14 protein-coding genes and 1 tRNA gene are annotated in these 19,250 nt (G+C 66.1%); 5 read left to right on the top strand and 10 right to left on the bottom strand.

Annotation, left to right across the window (positions count from 1 at the left end; translation table 11 throughout):
* Nucleotides 1–146: 146 nt before the first annotated feature.
* From RMN99_RS13520 to RMN99_RS13510, 3 genes are all read left to right on the top strand, one after another.
* Nucleotides 147–232 (top strand) — tRNA-Tyr (locus RMN99_RS13520).
* A 70-nt stretch (nucleotides 233–302) separates the two neighbouring features.
* A complete protein-coding gene (gene rlmB / locus RMN99_RS13515; protein WP_309623848.1) occupies nucleotides 303–1,103 on the top strand; it encodes a 23S rRNA (guanosine(2251)-2'-O)-methyltransferase RlmB in 801 nt (266 codons plus the stop codon).
* A gap of 11 nt (nucleotides 1,104–1,114) precedes the next feature.
* Nucleotides 1,115–1,993 carry a hypothetical protein gene (locus tag RMN99_RS13510; protein ID WP_309623847.1) on the top strand — a complete coding sequence of 293 codons (879 nt, stop codon included), beginning with the start codon at nucleotides 1,115–1,117 and terminating at the stop codon, nucleotides 1,991–1,993.
* Here the strand turns inward: RMN99_RS13510 and RMN99_RS13505 are convergent, their stop codons facing one another.
* Nucleotides 1,994–2,704, bottom strand: a complete 711-nt coding sequence (locus RMN99_RS13505; RefSeq protein ID WP_309623846.1) for an energy transducer TonB — start codon at nucleotides 2,702–2,704, stop codon at nucleotides 1,994–1,996.
* Between the two features lie 139 nt (nucleotides 2,705–2,843).
* On the opposite strand from RMN99_RS13505, the gene argJ reads away from it, so the two are divergent.
* Both argJ and RMN99_RS13495 read left to right on the top strand, forming a co-directional pair.
* Nucleotides 2,844–4,082 (top strand): bifunctional glutamate N-acetyltransferase/amino-acid acetyltransferase ArgJ, encoded by a 1,239-nt coding sequence (gene argJ / locus RMN99_RS13500; protein WP_309623845.1) that lies wholly within the window; start codon nucleotides 2,844–2,846, stop codon nucleotides 4,080–4,082.
* A gap of 169 nt (nucleotides 4,083–4,251) precedes the next feature.
* A complete protein-coding gene (locus tag RMN99_RS13495) occupies nucleotides 4,252–5,019 on the top strand; it encodes an inositol monophosphatase family protein (RefSeq protein WP_309623844.1) in 768 nt (255 codons plus the stop codon).
* 119 nt (nucleotides 5,020–5,138) lie between these two features.
* Here the strand turns inward: RMN99_RS13495 and trxA are convergent, their stop codons facing one another.
* The 9 genes from trxA to RMN99_RS13450 all read right to left on the bottom strand — a co-directional run.
* On the bottom strand, nucleotides 5,139–5,459 hold the full coding sequence (gene trxA, locus RMN99_RS13490; protein WP_309623843.1) for a thioredoxin: 321 nt from the start codon (nucleotides 5,457–5,459) through the stop codon (nucleotides 5,139–5,141).
* Between the two features lie 76 nt (nucleotides 5,460–5,535).
* On the bottom strand, nucleotides 5,536–9,024 hold the full coding sequence (gene addA, locus RMN99_RS13485) for a double-strand break repair helicase AddA (RefSeq protein ID WP_309623842.1): 3,489 nt from the start codon (nucleotides 9,022–9,024) through the stop codon (nucleotides 5,536–5,538).
* Nucleotides 9,021–12,005 (bottom strand): double-strand break repair protein AddB, encoded by a 2,985-nt coding sequence (addB, locus tag RMN99_RS13480; protein ID WP_309623841.1) that lies wholly within the window; start codon nucleotides 12,003–12,005, stop codon nucleotides 9,021–9,023. The genes addA and addB overlap by 4 nt, the downstream gene beginning before the upstream one ends.
* The gene (locus RMN99_RS13475) at nucleotides 11,998–12,726 is read right to left on the bottom strand and encodes a nucleotidyltransferase family protein (protein WP_309623897.1); all 729 of its coding nucleotides are present in this window, start codon (nucleotides 12,724–12,726) and stop codon (nucleotides 11,998–12,000) included. The genes addB and RMN99_RS13475 overlap by 8 nt, the downstream gene beginning before the upstream one ends.
* On the bottom strand, nucleotides 12,723–13,706 hold the full coding sequence (locus RMN99_RS13470; RefSeq protein ID WP_309623840.1) for a phosphotransferase: 984 nt from the start codon (nucleotides 13,704–13,706) through the stop codon (nucleotides 12,723–12,725). The genes RMN99_RS13475 and RMN99_RS13470 overlap by 4 nt, the downstream gene beginning before the upstream one ends.
* Nucleotides 13,703–14,146, bottom strand: a complete 444-nt coding sequence (gene tsaE / locus RMN99_RS13465) for a tRNA (adenosine(37)-N6)-threonylcarbamoyltransferase complex ATPase subunit type 1 TsaE (RefSeq protein ID WP_309623839.1) — start codon at nucleotides 14,144–14,146, stop codon at nucleotides 13,703–13,705. Before tsaE ends, RMN99_RS13470 begins: the two co-directional genes overlap by 4 nt.
* Nucleotides 14,143–16,500 (bottom strand): PAS-domain containing protein, encoded by a 2,358-nt coding sequence (locus RMN99_RS13460; protein ID WP_309623838.1) that lies wholly within the window; start codon nucleotides 16,498–16,500, stop codon nucleotides 14,143–14,145. Before RMN99_RS13460 ends, tsaE begins: the two co-directional genes overlap by 4 nt.
* 80 nt (nucleotides 16,501–16,580) lie before the next feature.
* Entirely contained in the window at nucleotides 16,581–18,806 is a 2,226-nt protein-coding gene (locus tag RMN99_RS13455) for an EAL domain-containing protein (protein ID WP_309623837.1), read from the bottom strand.
* A gap of 80 nt (nucleotides 18,807–18,886) precedes the next feature.
* On the bottom strand, nucleotides 18,887–19,250 hold a 364-nt coding region (locus RMN99_RS13450), incomplete at its 5' end, for a PilZ domain-containing protein (RefSeq protein ID WP_309623836.1).

Below are 19,250 nucleotides of genomic sequence, written 5' to 3'. Positions count from 1 at the left end.
TCGCCCGCCATGGCCCTGCCATTTGCCGCCCAATCGCCCATTGACACCGCGCGCGCGCTTCGGCATTGGCGCGCTTCCTCGGCCGGACGACCCCTTTTCTGGGGTTACATATTCGGGCTGAAACCCGGCACCGGCTGATCTGGTGTGGACAGGTGGCCGAGTGGTTAATGGCAGCAGACTGTAAATCTGCCCGCGAGAGCGTACGGTGGTTCGAATCCACCCCTGTCCACCACCAGCTTTCAACCCATTGCTTGCATGGCCCTGCGCTGGCAGGGAAGCGCCATGCATAAGGATAACTGCCCATGACCCGCCGCCCTGAAGACAAACCATCGCGTGCGCTGCGCGGCCGTGCGGGCCGGATGAAGGGCGGACGCGGATCGGGCCGGGCCAGCACCGGCGCGGTGCGGCTGTGGGGCCGCCACGCGGTCGAAGCCGCGCTGCTCAACCCCGAGCGCAATCACCGCAAACTGTGGGCAACGCAGGAAGGCGTCGCCAGTCTTGATGGCGATCTGCCTGCCAACTTCCCGGTCGAATACGCCTCTGCTGCCGATCTGGGCCGGCTGGTGGCGCGCGATGCGCCGCACCAGGGCCTGGTGCTCGATTGCGATGCGCTTGAGGATGTGTCGCTGGAAGAGGTGATGGACGCCGATCCCGCGCGCCCCATCGTTGTCCTCGATTCTGTAACCGATCCGCACAATGTCGGCGCGATTATGCGCTCGGCCGCGGCCTTCGGGGCTGCTGCCGTGGTCACGCAGGATCGTCATGCCCCGCCCGAATCGGGTACGCTGGCGAAAAGCGCCTCGGGCGCGCTGGAAAGCGTGCCGTGGGTCCGCGTCGTCAACCTTGCCCGCGCGCTCGAAGAATTGGCCGAAGCCGGATACTGGCGCATTGGCCTTGCCGGCCACGCAAAGTCCACGCTGGCCGAAGCGCTGCCGACCGGCCCGGTCGTGCTGGTGCTGGGCGCTGAAGGCGAAGGGATGCGCCACAATATCACCCAACACTGCGATGCCGTGGCTAGGCTCCCGATCAGCAGCGCGATAGAAAGCCTCAACGTTTCCAACGCGGCGGCGATTGCGCTCTACGCGATCGCCACGCGCAACTAGGGGGTAAAGCGATGGGGGTCTGGAACGTGAAGCGACTGGCTGCGGCCGGGATGGCAACCGTATTGGCGGTGGCATTGGCGGCCTGCTTCGTGCTCCCCGGCAAGTTCGCCGAAACGCTCGACATCCGCAAGGACGGGCGTTTTACCTATACCTACACGGGCGAAATCATGGTGCTGGGGCTGACCAAGCTGGCGACCATGGCCGATGCCACCAAGGGAACCTTTGTCCCCGGCCCGTGCTTCGCCGACGATGTAAGCGGCGAGACCCGCGAATGCTCCAAGGACGAACTGGCGCAGCAAAAGGCGGACTGGGAAGCGGACCGCAAAGCCGGTGAGGCCAGCCGCAAGGAACGCGACACAGGGATGATGGCGCTGCTCGGCGGGATTGACCCCAGCGATCCGCGTGCCGGCGACGAACTGGCCGAACGCTTGCGCAAACAGGCTGGCTGGCGCAGCGTGATCTACAAGGGCGATGGTCTTTACGCGGTCGACTTCGCGATGGCGGCGCGGCTCGATCACGATTTCGCGTTTCCGACGATGGAACGCATGGCGATGCTGATCCCGTTCCTGACGATCAACCGCCGCGCTGATGGCTCTGTGCGGATTTCATCGCCGATCATGGATAATCAGGGCAGCGGCGCTCAGGGTGCGGGCATGGGCGGTCTCGCCGCAGTTATGGCGAGCGACCTCGGCGCCAGCGATGCGAAAGACCCCGGCCTGACCAGTTTCCCCAAGCTCGACGGCACCTTCACCCTCACCACCGATGCCGAAGTGCTCGCCAACAACACCGAAGACGGCCCCAAGGCCGATCCGGCGGGCAAGCGCCTCGTCTGGAAAATGAACATCCAGAACCCCGCCGCACCGATGGCCTTGCTGCAGCTGGTTCAGTGATCAGGGCTGTTTGCGCGGCTTCGTTTGCACCGGCGGCTTGGGCGGCGGAGCGGCGACCGGCGGGGGCGTATCGGGATCCTCGACAACGAGGCTAGCCGACATCGTCACCCGCCGACGCACCGGATTACCCGCCGGGTCACGGTATGGCTGCGACCTCGCGTTTTTGGCGCACAGCCCACCGCTGCCACCCATATCGGCATATCTGCCGGTGCCGATACAACTGCTGGTGGACCCATCTGTCTCAACGATGAAACTTATCGAATCCAAAAATGGCGCGGGAATCGGCGGTAGATCATCATCTTGCAGCACCCACCTGAACCGGCTCGCCCACGTTCCGGTAATTGGCTTGCCCTTCTTGTCGAGTGCGGGGGAAAACCGTGCCCGCTGCGTCATCACCCGGCACGTCGTCTCGTCCAGCGATGCAAAACCGCTTGACGAAGTTATCTCGCAGCCCACGATGTTCCCGCTCGGATCAATGGTCAGGCGAAAACCGGTAGTGCCCTGCTGCTTGTTTTTGACCGCTTCGGCGGGATAGTCATCATTGGTTACCCAACGGCCTGGATCGCCGGCTGGCCGCGCCGGACGTTGCTTGCCCGGTGGCGGCGGCGGTGCCGGGGAGTACGTCGGTGGCGAATAATACACCGGCGGCGGCGCAGGCGATGGGCTGGCCTGCGGCTGCCAGCTGCCCTGCGCCGTTGCGGCCTGCGCCATACCCGCCAACCCGGTTACGAAAATACCAGCCATTACCAGACGCATGCAAACCCTCCTGCCTGTGCCCCTTGGTCTAGCAGGTGATCAGTTGCCCGCAAGCACTTGCCCCGCCCCGCCCACAAACCTAAGGCTTCGCGCCATGTCCGAAGCCACATCCCCGCTCGCCCAGCCGTTTCCCGCGATGCCGCCGATTGCCGGGGTGACGCTGCGCGTGGCGCGTGCCGGGTACAAGGATTGGGCCAAAGGACACGAACGCTGTGACCTGACTTATGCCGATCTGGCCGAGGGCACCGCGGTGGCGGGCGTATTCACCCGCAACGTCTGCTGCTCAAGCGAAGTCGAGCTGGGCCGTGCCAATCTGGCGCAGGGCCGGGCGCGGGCGCTGGTGGTCAACGCCGGCAATTCCAACGCCTTCACCGGCTATCGCGGGCGCGAGGCGGTGGAGGCGATCATGGCGCAAGTGGCCGGGCGTCTGGGCTGCGCGCAGGAACAGGTGTTCGTCTGCTCCACCGGGGTTATCGGCGTACCGCTGCCCAGGGACAAGGCGCAGGCCGGGATCGAAGCGGCCCTGCTGGCGCAGCCTTGCGGCTGGGAAGATGCCGCCAACACCATCGGCACCACCGACACTTTCGCCAAAGGCGCCACCGCCACCGCGATCGTCGGTGGCAAGCGCGTGACGCTCTGCGCGATCATCAAGGGCAGCGGGATGATCGCGCCCGATATGGCGACTATGCTGGGCTACATTTTCACCGATTGCGCGGTTGCTCCTGCATTCCTGCAAGAGCTGCTCAGCGCTGCGAACAGCAGCACCTTCAGCTGCATTACGGTCGATAGCGATACCTCGACCAGCGATACCGTGCTGGCCTTTGCCACCGGTGCGGCGGGCAATGCGGCACTGCAAAGCTTTGACAACCCCGGCGCCGATGCCTTTGCCGCCGCGCTCCACGATGTCTGCCGCCAGCTTGCCCATCTGGTTGTGCGCGACGGCGAAGGCGCGCAGAAATTCATCGGCATCACTGTGACCGGTGCGGTCAGCGATGACAGCGCCCGCAAGATCGGGCTGGCCGTGGCCAACTCGCCGCTGGTCAAGACCGCGATCGCCGGCGCGGATGCCAACTGGGGGCGCGTGGTGATGGCGGTGGGCAAGGCCGGGCAGCCGGCCGACCGCGACCAACTCTCAATAGGGTTCGGCGGCACCTGGTGTGCACGCGAAGGCCAGCCGCTGGAAAGCTATGACGAAGCCCCGGTCGCCGCGCACCTTCAGGGCTGCGAGATCTCCATCGAGATCGATCTGGGGCTGGGCGAAGGCCGCGCCACGGTGTGGACCTGCGATCTCACGCACGGCTACATCGCGATCAACGCGGATTACCGGAGTTGAGCTTTCGGCCAAGCGTCTCCCTTCCCCCCTCCCGCTTGCGGGAGAGGTCGGGGGTGGGCCAGTGCAACAATCACACACTTTCGGTTGATCAGACTCACCCACCCCTAACCCCTCCCGCAAGCGGGAGGGGGACTTGACCCAAACGTTGACCGGGCGTGTCGCCGCGATCATGCGCGATGCCGCTAACCGCGCCATAATGCCGCGCTATCAGTCGCTAACTGCTGACCAGATCGATGCCAAGGCGGTAGATGATGTGGTGACGATTGCCGACAAGGAAGCCGAGCTGATCCTGGCCGAAGGGCTCGCCCGATTGCTGCCCGAAGCGGCGATCGTGGGCGAAGAGGCTGCGCATGCAGACCCGGCGTTGCTTGACCGGCTGGGCGATGCGCTGTGCTGGATCATCGATCCGATCGATGGCACCAACAACTACGCTGCGGGCAAGCCGCCGTTCGGGGTGATGGTCGCGTTGTCGCAGGCCGGAGAGACCGTCGCGGGCTGGATTTACGATCCGCTTTCGGGCCGCCTGGCCCACGCGCACCGCGGCGCAGGCGCGTTCATCGGCGAGGAGCGGATCACCGCGCAGACCACCGGGCAACAGCCGCCAGTTGCCGCAATCAGCCTAGTGTTCATGGACCCGGCCAAGCGTCAGGCGATGAAAGACCGTATCGCCCCGCACTACACTCTGGTCGATATTCCGCGCTGCGCCGCCGAACAGTATCCGCGGCTGGTGCTGGGGGTGAACGATTGTTCGATCTTCGAGCGCACGCTGGCGTGGGATCATGCCGCCGGGGTGCTGTTTGTGAATGAGGCCGGCGGCAAGGCCGCGCGGCCTGATGGGCGGGCCTACCGGGTTGACGAGGCGCACCTGCCGGGCCTGATCGGCGCGGCGAGTGAACGGTTGTGGGATGATCTGGCGGGGCGGTTGGCCGAGGTCTAAGCCCCTCCCCTTCAGGGGAGGGGAGGGGTTGGGGTGGGGGCTGTCAACCACTCACAACAATGCGCTCGAACGGCAACGCCCACCCCTCGATCCCCTTCCCTGATGGGGAGGGGAGGATTTTACAGCACGCTTTCCAGCCAGCCCTTGAGCTGGCTTTTCGGCGCAGCCCCCAGCTTTTGCGCGACCGGTTCGCCGTTCTTGAACAGCACCATCAGCGGGATCGATTGCACGCCGTACTTGGCCGGGGTGTCGGTGCTTTCCATGATGTCCATTTTGACGATCTGCACCTGATCGGCCAGTTCCTCACCGATTTCCTCCAGCGCGGGGGCGATCATCTTGCACGGACCGCACCAGTCGGCCCAGAAATCGACCAGAACGGGCTTGTCAGACTGCAGCACATCGGCGGCGAAAGTGGCGTCGGTTACGGCTTTGGTGCCCATGGGGATTCTCCTGAAACTATGTTGATCCCAATCTAGGCGCGATACCGGCGAAGGCAACGCCTGACGGTGAAAAGCTTTACTGCGTAAGGTTCAATGCCTGCTTGTGCGTTTCCAGCAAGACCGCGGGTATTTCCAGCAGCATCGGCACCTCGGTGTAGAGCAGCGCGGCTTCCACCCGGCGCCCCGGATAGGTCGCCTGCAGCGCCGCAGCATAAGCGGCCATCTGGCGCAAAATCGCCACCGGCACTTCATCCAGGCTTTGGGGCGGCCGCCGCGAGGTCTTGAAGTCAACCAGCCGGATCAGCTCCGCGCCAATCATCAGCCGATCGATCGTGCCGGCAATAACCTGCCCGCCGACCGTCGCCGCGATCGGCACTTCGGCCAGCGCCCCCGGCGCGAACAGATCGCCCCAGCCCTTGTGATCGAGCACCTTGACCGCGGCATCAACCAGTTCGGCCCGCGCCGGAGCGGCCAGATCGGCCGCAGCACGCGCCAGCCAGGCCTGCGCCGCAGCTTTGCGCGCGCCGGGCTCGACATCGGGCAACCGCTCAAGCAGCCGGTGCAACAGCACCCCGCGCCGTGCCGCTGCGCCGCCTGTGCCCGGCGGATAGGGCGGATCGGCGGCGCTGTCGTCAGCCAGAGCGCTCGGCGCAAGCGGCCGCGATGGCCGCGGTTCGGCGGCAAGCGAGCGTTCGATCCACGGCGGCAGCAATGCCAATTGCGACGTCTCGCCCGGTGCCGGTGGCACCGGCAGCGGCGGCCCTTCGCCATGCTCCAGCCGCTTGCCCCAGATCAGATCGCCCGCAATCCATTCCTCATCGAGGAACAGCCCTTGCAGCCGCGCGTACCAGCTGTCGTCAGCCGGTGCCTGCTCCTTCGGGCCAAGCGACCCAGTGACGAAAAGCGCTTCCTCGGCGCGGGTCATCGCCACGTAAAGCAGCCGCCAGTGCTCCTGCCGCTCTTCGATCTTCACCCGGTCGCGCGCTGCGGCGATCGGGCCTATTTGTTCTTCCTTGCGCAGCGCCGGAACCGGGATCGTGCGTGCGGTATCGGCCGGGTCCGCCAGTTCGTACCCGCTGGGACGCGCCTTGTCGGGATTGTCCGCCGCATCGGCCAGGATCACGATCGGTGCCTGCAGGCCTTTGGCGCCGTGCACCGTCATGACCTGCACCTGGCCCCCGGCCTTGCCCGCTTCGCGCTTCAGTTCACCCTCGCCGGCATCGAACCAGCGGATGAAAGTGTGGAGGCTCGCCACCTCGCTTGCGGCAAACTGGCTGGCGGCGTTGAGCAGTTCGTCGATCGGGTCGTTCGCCTCGCTCCCCAACCGCGAAACGATGCGCTGACGACCTTGCCACGGCCCGGTCAGCAGCCAGTGCAGCAAAGCTTGCGGCACTTCGAAATCAGCCAGGCGCAGCAAGCCCAGCAATTGCGCCATGGCCGCATCCACTGCCCCGCCGCGCTGGCCCCGCAAATGCTCCCATAACCGCACCTTGTCCGGGCGATAACCGAACGCCAGCAGCTGCTCCTGGCTCCACCCGATCAAGGGCGAGGTGAGCAAGCAGGCGAGGTTCAAATCATCGAGCGGCTGCGCCGCAAAGCGCAGCGCCGCCATCAGATCGCGCACCGCCAAGGGTGCAGCCAGCCGCAACCGGTCGACCCCGGCCACCGCCACCCCGGCAGCATGGAGCCGCGCGACGATCAGCCCGGCCAGTTCCTTGCGCTTGCGCACCAGCACCATCACGTCGCCAGGCCCGGCGCGGCGGGCCTCGCCTTGCTTTTCGCCCTTCACCAGCGGGAAGCCATTATCCTTCCACGCCTTGATTTGCCGGGCAATGCGATCGGCCAGCTGGCGGTCAGCCCGGTCAAGCCATGTTTCTCCGCCTTCGTCGTCATCCTCACCGCCCTCGCCGGCGGTTTCCGGTTCGGTCCTGACGACATCCCACAGCACCACCTGACCGGGGCGCGCTTCGCCTTCATGGGCCGTGGGCGGTTCGGCCAGTCCGAAGCTTTCATAGCCGATCGCGCTGATCGCCTTGTCGACAAATTCCATCACCGGCCAGGCGGTGCGAAAGCTGGTGCCAAGCCCCAGTTCCTGCAAGCTGCGATCCGGCAGGTTGGCGCGCAGTTCGCGGACATTGGCCGAATAGCGGTCCAGCTCGCCTTTCACCCGCTGGCGCGCAGCCTCGAAATTTTCCGGGCTGGTGCCCTGAAAGCCGAAGATTGCCTGCTTGTAATCGCCAACCACGAACAGCGTGCGCAGCTTTTCACCATGCGCGCCAAGCCCGGTGAAGAAATCGCCGGTCAATGCCTCGATAATCTGCCACTGCGAAGCGTTGGTATCCTGCGCTTCATCGACCAGCACGTGATCGAAGCGCCGGTCCAGCTTGTAGCGGATCCATTCGGACAGATCCTTGCGATTAAGCAGCGCGGCCGCCTCGCGGATCTGGTCGTCGAAGTCGATCAGCCCGGCGCGGGCCTTGGCCTCGTCCCACAGCGCCGAGAATTTGCGCCCTACCTCAAGCGCGGGGGTGAGCCAGCCCGCGAGGTCAAGCAGCGTGCGGCGTTCGCGCACGGCCAACAGCGATTGGCGCACCCCTTCACCCGCCATGACGAAATGCTCTTCGAAGCTTAGCAGGTTCTTGTTCGCGCGATTGCGCAACTCGTCTTTCTGCGTGAACAGCGCATCCCATAGTGCGTCGACGCCCTCGGCACGGGTTCGCGGTCCCGCAGCGATCCACGTGGCGATCACATCGCGCGGAACCTCGGCGCTGGCGGCATTCCACCGGCGATAGGCGGACAGCAGACATTGCAGCCCATCGACATCGAACACCTCGTCAGCGCACAACGCCGCCAGATCGCCCTCGTCCGCAGCGCTTGGCAGGCCCAGCAATTGCAGCACGCGCGGATACATCGGCACTTGCCACCCGCCCGGCCCTTCCCACGCCGCGCGCGCCTTGGCGCAGCGCAGCAGCCAGCCTTCGACCGCATCGGGGCCAAGTCGGATCGACAGCATTTCGAGCGCGCCCAGGGTCGCCGCGTCGTTGCTCGCTTCGGCCTCGACCAGCATGTTTGCCAGCACTTCGCGCAGCAGCAGATCGCGCTCGCGGTCCTCCATCGCCTTGGCACCGGGGATCAGCCCGGCCTCGTGCGGGAAGGCCGCCAGCAGCCACTGCGCGAAGGCGTGGATGGTATCGATCCGGAGGCCCCCGCCGGGGCAATCGAGCACTTCGGCAAACAGCGTGCGCGCACGCGCACGCTGATCGGGGCCGTTCTTTGCGCCGATGTATTCCAGTTCGGTGCCCAACTGCGTTTCATCAAGCCGCACCCAGCGCGCCAGCACAGTATTGATCCGGCTGGCCATTTCGGTCGCCCCGGCCTTGGTGAAGGTCAGGCACAGGATCTGCCCCGGACTGACCTCGGGCTGCAGCAGCAAGCGCAGCACGCGGGCCGAAAGCACCTGCGTCTTGCCCGTCCCGGCCGAAGCGGAGAGCCACACCACTTCGGCGGGATCAACCGCCGGGCGCTGCTCATCGGTGAGCGGGAACAGTCTGGTCCCGCCGCTCATGCTTCTGTCTCCGTGCGGGCTTGCCATTCGTCCAGCCGCATCAGCTGATCATAATCGTTGTAGCCGCCCAGATCGGGATTGAGCCGCGCGGTGAATGGTTTGTCGCCTAGGATATAGCCGGTGATGGCCTCGCGCAGATAGTCCTCGGTCACGACCAGAAAGTCCTCGCGCGGGATACCGTCCTTGCGGCTGTCCTTCACCGGCTCGGCGACGAACCCGAACTGGTCCTTGCCCTTCTTCGATTTGGCCAGCGACCAGTATTCAAAATGCGTCGGCTCGCCCGCAATGCCATCGAACCCGCCATCCGCCGCAATCAGACCGATGGTGCCCAACTGCAAGGCGAATCCCTTCTCCACCATCGCCCCCGATGGCGGCGATCCCGTCTTGTAGTCGACGATCCCCAGCGTCCCATCGGCCAGCCGGTCGATCCGGTCGGCCCGACCGTGAACCTTGACGCCCAGGTACGCCATCGCGCCCTTGGCTTCGCTGGCCAGCACCGTGCGGCCATCGGCGTGCTGGGTGACGATTTCGGCGTCGATCCATTCCAGCGCCTTGGCCAGGCGCGGCCACCACAGGCTGCGGACCAGCGGGTGCGCGCGCATCTCGGCCAGTTCCTCAGCCGCAATGGCCAGCAGCTCACCCGCGCCATTGCCGGCCTTGTGCCAGCGTTCGAGCACCCGGTGAACCACTTCGCCCTTCCACGCCGCCGTGGGATCGGCATCGAGCGGATCAAGTCTGCGCAGCTGCAAAATCGCCTGGGCGTAGAATTGATAGGGATCGCCGCGCAGCCGGTCGAGCGCAGTGACCGAAACCGGCACGTTGCGCTGGGCCTTGCTGGGCATGGGCTTGGGCTGGCGACAGGGCAGCGCCTTGATCCCGCGGTCAATTTCGCGCGCCAGCAGCACCGCGCCGTGTTCACGGTGCGCCTCGACCAGTTCGCCCAGCATCGCCTCGACCCGCAGCACAAAGCGGCTGGGGATCACCGGCCCGGCCTCGTCGCGCTGGGCCCAGCTCAGCACCACTTCGGGCGCGCCAAGGGCTCCGGCCAGATCGTGCGCGGCCAGGCCAATGCGGAATTCGCCGCCGGGCACCCCCAGCGCGCGCAGCACCGCAGGCGGCAGCAGCGGTTCGGGCGATGGCGCCGCGGGCCACGAGCCCTCGGTCAGGCCAGCGCAGATCACCAGATCGGCGCGGCTCATCCGCGCTTCGAGCAGGCCATAGATCGCCACGCGCGGATGCCCGCCCCACGGCGGGCGCACCGCCACCTGATCCATCGCATCGCGCAAGACTTGCGGCAAGTCAGGCGGGGCGAGCGCGGTGCCGACCGGGCCCGATGCAGCGCGCAGGTCCTCAATCAGCGCCGCCAGTGCGCGGCCATCGGGGCGGCCCCACAGTTCCGGCCCGCACAGCGCCTCGGCCGCAGCCACCAGATCGCCGAGCGCGCGCGCAAGCGGCATTGGTTCGGGCCAATCGAGCAAGGGGACAAGCACCGCCTCGATCCCCGTCCACCAATCGGCAATGGCAGCATTGTGCCTGGCAACGCGCGCCACCGCTGCGCCCAGCGGCGCCAGTCCCGGTGCCCGGCGCGGGCCGCGCAGCGCAAGATCGAGCAGGCGCGCGTGATCAAGCCATTGCGGACGCCCATCGCCAGCCCCGGCCAGCGGATGCACCAGCAGCGCCAGCAGCGGCACCGGCGAGGCCGCGGTTGCCACCACGTCTGCCAGCAACAGCAGCAATCGCCCGGCCGGGGTCTGCGCCAGTGGCTGTCCGGCGGAATCGTCAGCCTCGATCCCCCAGCGGCGCAGATGCGCCACCACCCGGCCCGCCAGACCGCGATCCGGCGTGATCAGCGCCACCCGGCGTTCGGGCACTTCCAGCGCGGCGCGGATCAGGATTGCGGCGGCTTGCGCTTCCTCGCCCGGATGCGCGCTTTCCATCAGCCGCACGCCCGCCAGGCGGCGCTGCGCGGCAGGCAGGCTGACCCAGCCCGCACTGGCCTGGGGCGGCAGGAACAGGTTGGAAATCGCACGGCTGCGTTCCGGCGGCGCGGCGGCGAGGCCCGCGCGATGCCATGGATCGACTTCATCGCGCGCCACGCCCATCCGGTTAAGCAGCAGCTTCAGATGATACTGCGGATGGGTCACCGCGTCGCGCACGGCAAATGGGGCGTCGTCATCGTCCGCAGGCTTTCCGGCCCGGCCCAGCGCATCCCAGATGTCGTCCGCCAGCGCAAGATCCAGATCGGGCAGGATCACTGCGCAATCGGGCAAATCGGCCACGGCGCGCAGCAATCTGGCGAGGGCGGGCGAAGCGCTGGTGATCCCGGCCGCGACAATCGGATGCGGCGGCGGCGCGGCGCGCCAAGCCTTGGCGGCGTGTTCGAACAGCTGGTTGCGGCGCACCGGCGCATCAACCTCGCCGCGCTCCGCCAGCTCCATTTGCCAGCGCACCTGAACCCGCGCGAACAGCCGCGCGGCCTGCTGCCAGTGCCCGGCCAGATCACCGACGATCCCGGCGACCCGCGCATCGAGCAGATCGCCAAGTTCAATCCCTTCGACCGCGAGCCGGTCCATCGTCTGCGCCATTTCGCGCGCGAGGCGCAGCAGCCCCGGGGTTTTGGGCGCATCCGTGCCCATTTCGGCTTCGAGCAATTGCGCAAGCCGCAACCACCGCCGGGTCGAATCGGCGGCGGGCGGCACATCCGCGCCCGCACCCAATGGATCGAGCAGTGGCCCCAGCGTCTCGTCCAGATCAAGATCGCCGACCATCGCCATGCGCGGCAGCAGCATCCCCCCGCCCGATAGCCTTACGAACGCCTCGGTCACGATCCGCTGCGCGCGCGATGAAGGGAGCAGCAAGGTCAGCCGCGCCAGCCCCAGCTGCGGATCGGAATAGCGCGGGATCAGCCCCGCCACCAACGCATCGGCAAAGCCGCGGTGCGCGGCGATCGAATAGACGTGCGGCGCCCGGCGCTCAGCCACCTGAAATCCGCGCTTCGGTCATCGCAATCGCCTCGGGATAGCCGACATCGAACCAATCGCCATCGTGGACCACGCCGTAGCAGCGCCCTTGCGCGATCGCCCGGTCCCAGAACACATTGGTGGAGAACACATCTGCCGGCGGATCGGCAACCACCTGCCGGGCCAGCATCTGGATCCCGGTCCAGACATAAGGCCGGGTCCGCTTTGGCCCCTCGCGCGACAGGCGGTTTTCGGCATCAAGATCGAAATCGCCGGTTCCTTGCGTGTTGCCGGCCCGCACCAACGGCACCACCAGCATCAGCACGTCCATCCGCGCCGGATCCCACGTCGCCGCCAACCGGTGCAGCGCGTGTTCTTCGGTATCGGCGAACCAGTTATCGGCATTGATACAAAAGAACGGATCGTCCGGGATCAGCGGCAAGGCCTTGATCAGCCCGCCGCCGGTATCGCGCAGCAGGTCGCGCTCGTCCGAGATCGCCACGTCGAAATCATCCGCGTGGGCGGCCAGATGGGCCTCGATCTGTTCGGGGAAATAGTGAACGTTGACTACGATCCGCCCCACCCCGGCATCGCGCAGCAGATCAAGCACGTGATCGAGCAGCGTGGTCCCGGCCACTTCGACCAGGGGTTTGGGCTTGCTGGCGGTCAGCGGCATCATCCGCGTGCCCTTGCCTGCGGCCATGATCATCGCCGTACCGGGAACCAGCGGGCCTTGGGTCATGTCTGCCACGCGCCCCCGTCCGCCTCGCGCAGCGCGGCCGGGATATTGGCATCAAACCATGCGGCCACCGGGGCCAGCGCCGGATGGGTCAGATCGCGTTCCAGCAAGGCCCAGACACGCGGGATATAATCGAGGTATCTGGCCTTGCCATCGCGCTTCCACAGGCGCACGAAAATGCCGACGATCTTGGCGTTGCGCTGCGCGCCAAGCCGCGCATAGTCAGCGAGGAAATCAGCCCCGGCGCCAGCCCGGTCGACATAATAATCGAACATCGCGGTTTCGAGTTCGGGCGAAACATCGCGCCGGGCATCCTGCAGCAACGAGACCAGATCGTAAGCCGGGTGACCGTTCAGCGCGTCCTGGAAATCGAGCAGGCCCTGTTTTTCCAGGCTGCCGAGCAGCATGATGTTTTCGGCATGGTAATCGCGCAGCACGCACACACCGGGGCGCTGGCGCGGCAGCATCTGGGCCAGCACATTTTCCCAGGCCTTGGTATAACCCTGGTGATCCACGCTGAGCTCTTGCGCCGGGCAATACCACTCGGTCAGCAGCCGCGCTTCGCGCAGGTATTCGGACATCGAATAATCAAGGAACGGGCCCGGCGGCAGGCGGTGCAGTTGGGTCAGGGCATCGATCGCGGTGCGATAGATCAGATCTTCGTCGGCCGGCCAGGCATCGACATATTCGCGCATCCGGACATCGCCGAAATCTTCGAGCAGGACCCAGCCCCGCGCCTTGTCCTCGGCCAGGATCCGCGGCGCGCGCAGGCCGTTTTCATCGAGCCATTTGCCGACCCGGAGGAACGGCGTGGGATCCTCGTGCGGCGGTGGGGCGTGCATCAGCATCGCCGCCTGTTCGCCGCGGCGGATGCGGAAATAGCGGCGGAACGAAGCGTCGCCGGGAAGCGGCTCAACCGCCGCGTCCGGCCAGCTGGCACTTTCCAGAAACGCTTCAAGCCCAGCGGGCAGATTATTGCTCATCGCCACCGCTCTAGCCAATCGGCCCCCGGTTCGACAATGGCAATCCGCCCCATTTCCGCAGCTTCGAGGCGGATCGCCAGACAACCCGGCTCATGCGCGAAACCACCGGCCTGTTCAGGCCATTCGGCGATCAGCACAGCGCCTTGGCGGTAATCGTCCAGCCCGATCTCCGCAGCCTCTGCGGGCCGCTTGAGTCTGTAAAAATCGGCGTGGACCAGCGGCAATCGTACCGCGGGCGGATCATAGGTTTCGATGATCGCGAAACTGGGCGATGGTACCTCGCCCAGATGCCCCAGTGCCGCGATGATCGCGCGCGTCAGGGTGGTCTTGCCCGCGCCCAGTCCGCCTGACAGCGCGACGACATCTCCGGGCCGCAGCAAAGGCGCGATCCGCGCGCCAAATGCCCCCATCGCGGGCAGATCGGGCAAGTCGATTATCACGGCAGCTCGACGATCGCCGCTGTCCCCTGCCCCGGCTCGCTCAGCAGTTCAAGCTTACCGCCATGGGCCTCGATCAGTTGGCGGGCGAGCGGCAGGCCCAGCCCCTGACGACGTTCCACGCCCTTGCCATCGGCGCTGACCTTGATCCCTTCAAGCGCGCGGGCCAGCGTGGCCGGGTCCATCCCCGCGCCGTTGTCGGAAATCACCACGCGCGCCTTGCCCTTGTGCCCACCGGCTTCAACCAGCACGCGCCCCCCCGGTGCCGTTGCGGCGATCGCGTTGTCGATCAGGTGGCCCAGCGCGCGGCCCAGTCGGCGCCGGTCACCGGTAATCCGGCCCGCGCCTTTATCGCCGCGCAAATCGAGCGTGAGGCCAGCTTCGGCGAGGCGCGCGCCGCGATCATCGACCAGCGCTGTGACCAGCGGCAGCAGTTCAAACTCTTCGCGCGCCAGCGGCAGCATCCCGGCTTCGCTTTGCGAAAGGTCGAGAACAGATTCAATCTGTTCGCCAAGCCGTTCAACCGATTGCAGAATTGCCGAGACGTATTCGGTGCCGGAAGCGGATAAATCACCACCCAGGCCGGCCTGCAGCAATTCGGCAAACCCGCCGATCGAGGTCAACGGTGTGCGGAATTCATAGCTCATATTGGCGAGGAACCGGGTCTTCATCGCATCGGCTTCTTCCAGCGCGGCAGCCCGCTGCTTGAGCGCCTCGGCGGCCTTTTCCGAATCCGAGATGTCGAGCACGGTGAGCAGCCCATTGCCATCGGGCAGCGGCACCCCGGCAAATTCCAGCGTGCGGCCATCGACCAGCACCGCGCGTCCGCCGGTCTGGCGCCGTTCCAGCGTGGCACCGCGCACCGCATCACCCACCGCCTTGATCCGAAGCGGCTTCACCAACCGCTTGGCGATCTGTTCGAGCAGCGATTCGATCCGCGGATGCTGATCGAGGAATGCATCTTCCAGCCCCCAATCGGCCGCGAACCGCCGGTTCCACAATTGCAGGCGGCCATCGGGGGCGAACACCGCGACCGATTCGAACAGGCTGTCGAGCGTGGCGGTGCGGGTGCGCAACAAGGTATCGCGCGCGGCGGAAAGCTGGAGCTGCTCGGTGCGGTCCTCGGCAATCAACGTCAGCCCGCCATCGGGCAACGGCTGCGCCACGATGCGCAGGTGCGTGCCATCACCCAGCATCCAGGCCTCTTCCTGCGCCTCGGCAGCGCTGAACCATTCGGCCCGTTCGCGCCGCCAGGCGGGAAAATCGCGCGCCTCGGGCACCCGTCCCTGATCGCGCGCATGATCGAGCAGGCGCTCAAACGGCGGCAGATCGAGCATCTGTCTTGGCCCCAGCGCAAAGATGCGCTGGAACGGCGCATTGGCGAAGACCAGCTGGCGCCCCGCATCGAACTGCGCCACCCCGGCCGACAATTGCCCCAGCGTCGCGCGCTGGGCATCGCCGAAGGCCTTGAGGCTGCGGGCCAGCTCTTCCATCTCCTCGACATCGACGGCGTAACCGGCGATCCCTTCGTGCCCCAGCGGCAGATCGGACACCCGCAAGGTGCGGCGCGCGCCGTCAATCGTGGCCGAAACCATCCGTTCGATCGGGATCTGCTTGCCCGCAGCCTGCAGCGCGACCTGCGCGGCGGTCAGGCCATCGACGCTTTCGACCAGTTCGGTTCCATCGGCCACGACCTGACGCGCGTCTTCACCGCCGACGGCAGCAACATAGGCCTGATTGACCAGCTGCAGCGCGCCATCGGGGCCGCGAAACCACATCGGCATCGGTGCCGCCTCGATTATCCCCACCAGCGCCGCAAAATCGCCGCGCGCGCGCGCCGCTTCGTCGCGCAGCTGGACCAGCTCGCTTTCGCTGTCGGAAAAATCGAACACCCAGACCAGCGCCGCGCCGCCCGGCGAAACCTGCGGATCGGCGAGATGGCCGCGCAGCGCCAGGCTGCGGGTGGAGCCGCGCGGGGTTACGACCATCCGGAACGGAGCAGCCGTGCGCTGGCAGCGGCGCACTTCGTCGGCCAATTGCGCGACCTGGTCGGTGGTCAATCCCGCCCCGCCGCCATCGATCCGTCCGCCATCCAGCTCGGTCAGGAATTGCGGGACCGTTTCCAGCCCCAGCCAGCCCGCCAATCGCTGCGGCGCCTCGATCCGCCCGTCGACCCTGACCAGCAGCGGCAGCGCCGGGCTTTCATCGACCATCCGCGCCAGCCGCCGGGCCTGACGCTGCCCGGCTTCGGCCTTGCGCTCGCGCTGCCGCGCGGTGCCCACGGCCCAGATTGCGGCCAGCGTCCAGGCAGCCAGCAGCAGGCCGATCAGGGCCATGGCAAGCGGGGTCAAAGTCATGCCCGACGCCTATGCGCGGGGGGGGCTTATGGCAAGTGATTGGGCGCCGCGATCAACCGCGCGTGCACCCGGCGCGTGCGTCAGGCCACTTTTGTACGCGGCTTGGCAGATTCGGTCTGACCGAACCTGGGCAGGCTGAGCGCCATGCCGGGCTGCTGAAGCAACTGCATCGGGTATTGCCCCGGCGGCAAGGCGCCAAGCGGCATTCCGGCCTGCGCCAGGACATAGGGCGAGACGCGGTTGCGGGTGCACAGGCCGCCCGCGCCATCATCGACCAGCTGCTGCTCGAATTCGAGCCCTTGCGTGTTCCCGGCACTGCGCCGGACCACGGCCACGGCCAGCTGGCCTTCGCCGAAATCGACCACGAACGGTGTGCCGGCCGGCACATCGAGCAGGCCTTCGACCATGCAGCCCGACCGCGACAGGTTGCGCATCGTGACTTCGTAGCGGTGATCCTCGTGGATCAACCCGACCTTGCGCAGCACCGTGCGGCGTTCCTGGCGGTACTTGCTGGGGCCATCGGGCTCGATCACCCATTCCCCGCTGGCCAGTGCCTCGCAGACATCGTCGAATGGCACCGCAGAGGCATAGATATAGCCCTGGATCTGGCCGACGCCGAGCTTTTGCATCGCTTCCAGCTCGTCGTGGGCCTCGATCCCCTCGGCGGTCGTATCCATCTTCAGCGCTTTGGCGAGGCTGACGATCGAAGCGATGATCGCGCCGTTGCGATTGCCCGGCTCCGTCACCCCGCGAATGAAGCTCTGATCGATCTTGATCTTGTCGAACGGCGCGTGCTGCAAATAGGCCAGCGAGGAATAGCCGGTCCCGAAATCGTCAAGCGCCAGGCGCACGCCCAGCATCTTGAGCGCGTTGAACATTTCTTCGGTCGCCTGCCGGTCGCCCAGGAAGATCGACTCGGTCAGTTCAAGTTCCAGCCGTTCGGGCGGCAATTCGGATTGGGCCAGCGCCTGTGCGACCAGCGATGCGAAACCGGGATTGGCAAATTGTGCCGCCGAGACATTGACCGCAACCTTGACGCTGCCGGGCAGTTGCGCCGCTTCCATGCAGGCGCGGCGCAGGCACCAGTCGCCAAGCGCACCGATCAGGTTCGCTTCTTCGGCAATCGGGATGAACACCCCCGGCGAGATCGGTCCAAGATCGGGGTGATCCCAGCGCGCCAGCGTTTCGAGCGTGACCACCTTGTTGGTCTTGGTATCGACAATCGGCTGATAGGCCAGCCGCATCTGATCCTTGTCGAGCGCGTCGCGCAGGTCTTCTTCGATCTGGCGGCGGCGTTCGGCCTCGGAATGGAGGTCGCTTGAATAGAACCGGAACTGGCCGCGCCCGCCGCCTTTCGAGGCATAGAGGGCAAGGTCCGCCGAACGCACCAGCTCTTCGGAATTGATCCCGTCGTAAGGCGCAATCGCGATCCCGACCGAGGCGCCGATCACACAGCGGCTGCCTTCGATCTGGTATGGCTGGCTGACCATCGTGATGATCGTCTTGGCAATTTCACCCAGCCGTCCGCGATCGTCGATATCGGGGATCATGATCTGGAATTCATCGCCGCCCAGCCGGCCGATTTCGCAGCCCTTTTCGTTGATCACGCGCCCCAGGCGATTGGCCACCTGCTTGAGCAGTTCATCACCGGCGGGATGGCCCAGTGTGTCATTGACCTGTTTGAACCGGTCAAGATCGATCATCATGATCGCGCAACTGCGCTTGGCGGCCTGGTAGGCGGTCAGCGTGGCATCAAGCCGCTTGCCCATGCGGTGGCGGTTGGCCAGCCCGGTCAGCGAATCGTACTGCGCCAGCCGCGAGGCGTCCTTCTGGCTACGGCGCTGCACGGTGACATCGTTGCCATTGCCGCGATAGCCTTCAAAGCTGCCGTTCTTGTCAAATTGCGGGCGGCCCGAAATCGACCACCACACTTCATCGCTTTCCAGCGCAGCGCGAACATTGAGATCGGCGAATGTTTTCCGCGCGGAAAGGATCAGCGGAAGGGTGCGTTCGTGGACATCGTCAGCGTCGCGTTCAAGGATGAACAGCGATTGCACCGGCTGTCCGATCAGCTCTGTACGTGGCCGGCCCAGAACATCTGCAACGCAATCGGAAATATAGGAAATCTGCCCCCGGGTATTGCTGGCCCAGAACCAGCCCAAGCCCGAGCTTTCGTAGTCACGCAGCAGCAGTACGGCCTGCTTGAGTTCGTCCCCGGTGGGCAGTGGCCCGCCACCCGCACCGCCCTTGCCGCCGCCAAGCAGGCCGCGAAAGCGCGCAAATGAGGATGAAGTGCTGTCAGTCATGGCTACCTTTGAACCGGTATATATAACCAGTCGTGGTTACGATTTGGCTAATTTTGCCGAATTTCACGAACGGGGCTGGCTCATGGCGCACCGGCCTGGGCGCGTTGCAGCGCCGGGCGTTGCGGGGTCGGCGGGACCAGGATGGAGATCCGCCCGGAATCGTCCAGCGCCAGCTGACTGGCGAATTCCACCCCCATGCGGTCTTCCTGACACCAGCGTGCGGTGGCGGTGACGATCTGCCCTTCGGACAGCATGATGCGGAATATCGTGCCCGGCGGCACATTCCACAGCCCTTCAACCATCGCCCCGGTGGCAGAGATGTTGCGGATCGTCCCTTGATAGTGCTGCCCGCCGTGATCGAGCACAATTTTGCGCAGCATGGTGTGGCGGTTGGCGCGGGCCGCGCGTGGGCCCATCGCAATCGCGGTCAGTCCGGTCTGCAAC

Origin of the sequence: Novosphingobium sp., from assembly GCF_031417815.1 — a bacterium.
In the GTDB taxonomy this organism is placed as follows: domain Bacteria; phylum Pseudomonadota; class Alphaproteobacteria; order Sphingomonadales; family Sphingomonadaceae; genus Novosphingobium.
Note: the sequence above shows the minus strand (reverse complement) of the source record. Positions and strands in the feature narration are given on the sequence as shown.

Coding starts and splice junctions, on each gene's coding strand:
- rlmB (WP_309623848.1), top strand. CDS start 303: ATGACCCGCCGCCCTGAAGACAAACCATCGCGTGCGCTGCGCGGCCGT.
- RMN99_RS13510 (WP_309623847.1), top strand. CDS start 1,115: ATGGGGGTCTGGAACGTGAAGCGACTGGCTGCGGCCGGGATGGCAACC.
- RMN99_RS13505 (WP_309623846.1), bottom strand. CDS start 2,704: ATGGCGCAGGCCGCAACGGCGCAGGGCAGCTGGCAGCCGCAGGCCAGC.
- argJ (WP_309623845.1), top strand. CDS start 2,844: ATGTCCGAAGCCACATCCCCGCTCGCCCAGCCGTTTCCCGCGATGCCG.
- RMN99_RS13495 (WP_309623844.1), top strand. CDS start 4,252: ATGCGCGATGCCGCTAACCGCGCCATAATGCCGCGCTATCAGTCGCTA.
- trxA (WP_309623843.1), bottom strand. CDS start 5,459: ATGGGCACCAAAGCCGTAACCGACGCCACTTTCGCCGCCGATGTGCTG.
- addA (WP_309623842.1), bottom strand. CDS start 9,024: ATGAGCGGCGGGACCAGACTGTTCCCGCTCACCGATGAGCAGCGCCCG.
- RMN99_RS13475 (WP_309623897.1), bottom strand. CDS start 12,726: ATGACCCAAGGCCCGCTGGTTCCCGGTACGGCGATGATCATGGCCGCA.
- RMN99_RS13470 (WP_309623840.1), bottom strand. CDS start 13,706: ATGAGCAATAATCTGCCCGCTGGGCTTGAAGCGTTTCTGGAAAGTGCC.
- RMN99_RS13460 (WP_309623838.1), bottom strand. CDS start 16,500: ATGACTTTGACCCCGCTTGCCATGGCCCTGATCGGCCTGCTGCTGGCT.
- RMN99_RS13455 (WP_309623837.1), bottom strand. CDS start 18,806: ATGACTGACAGCACTTCATCCTCATTTGCGCGCTTTCGCGGCCTGCTT.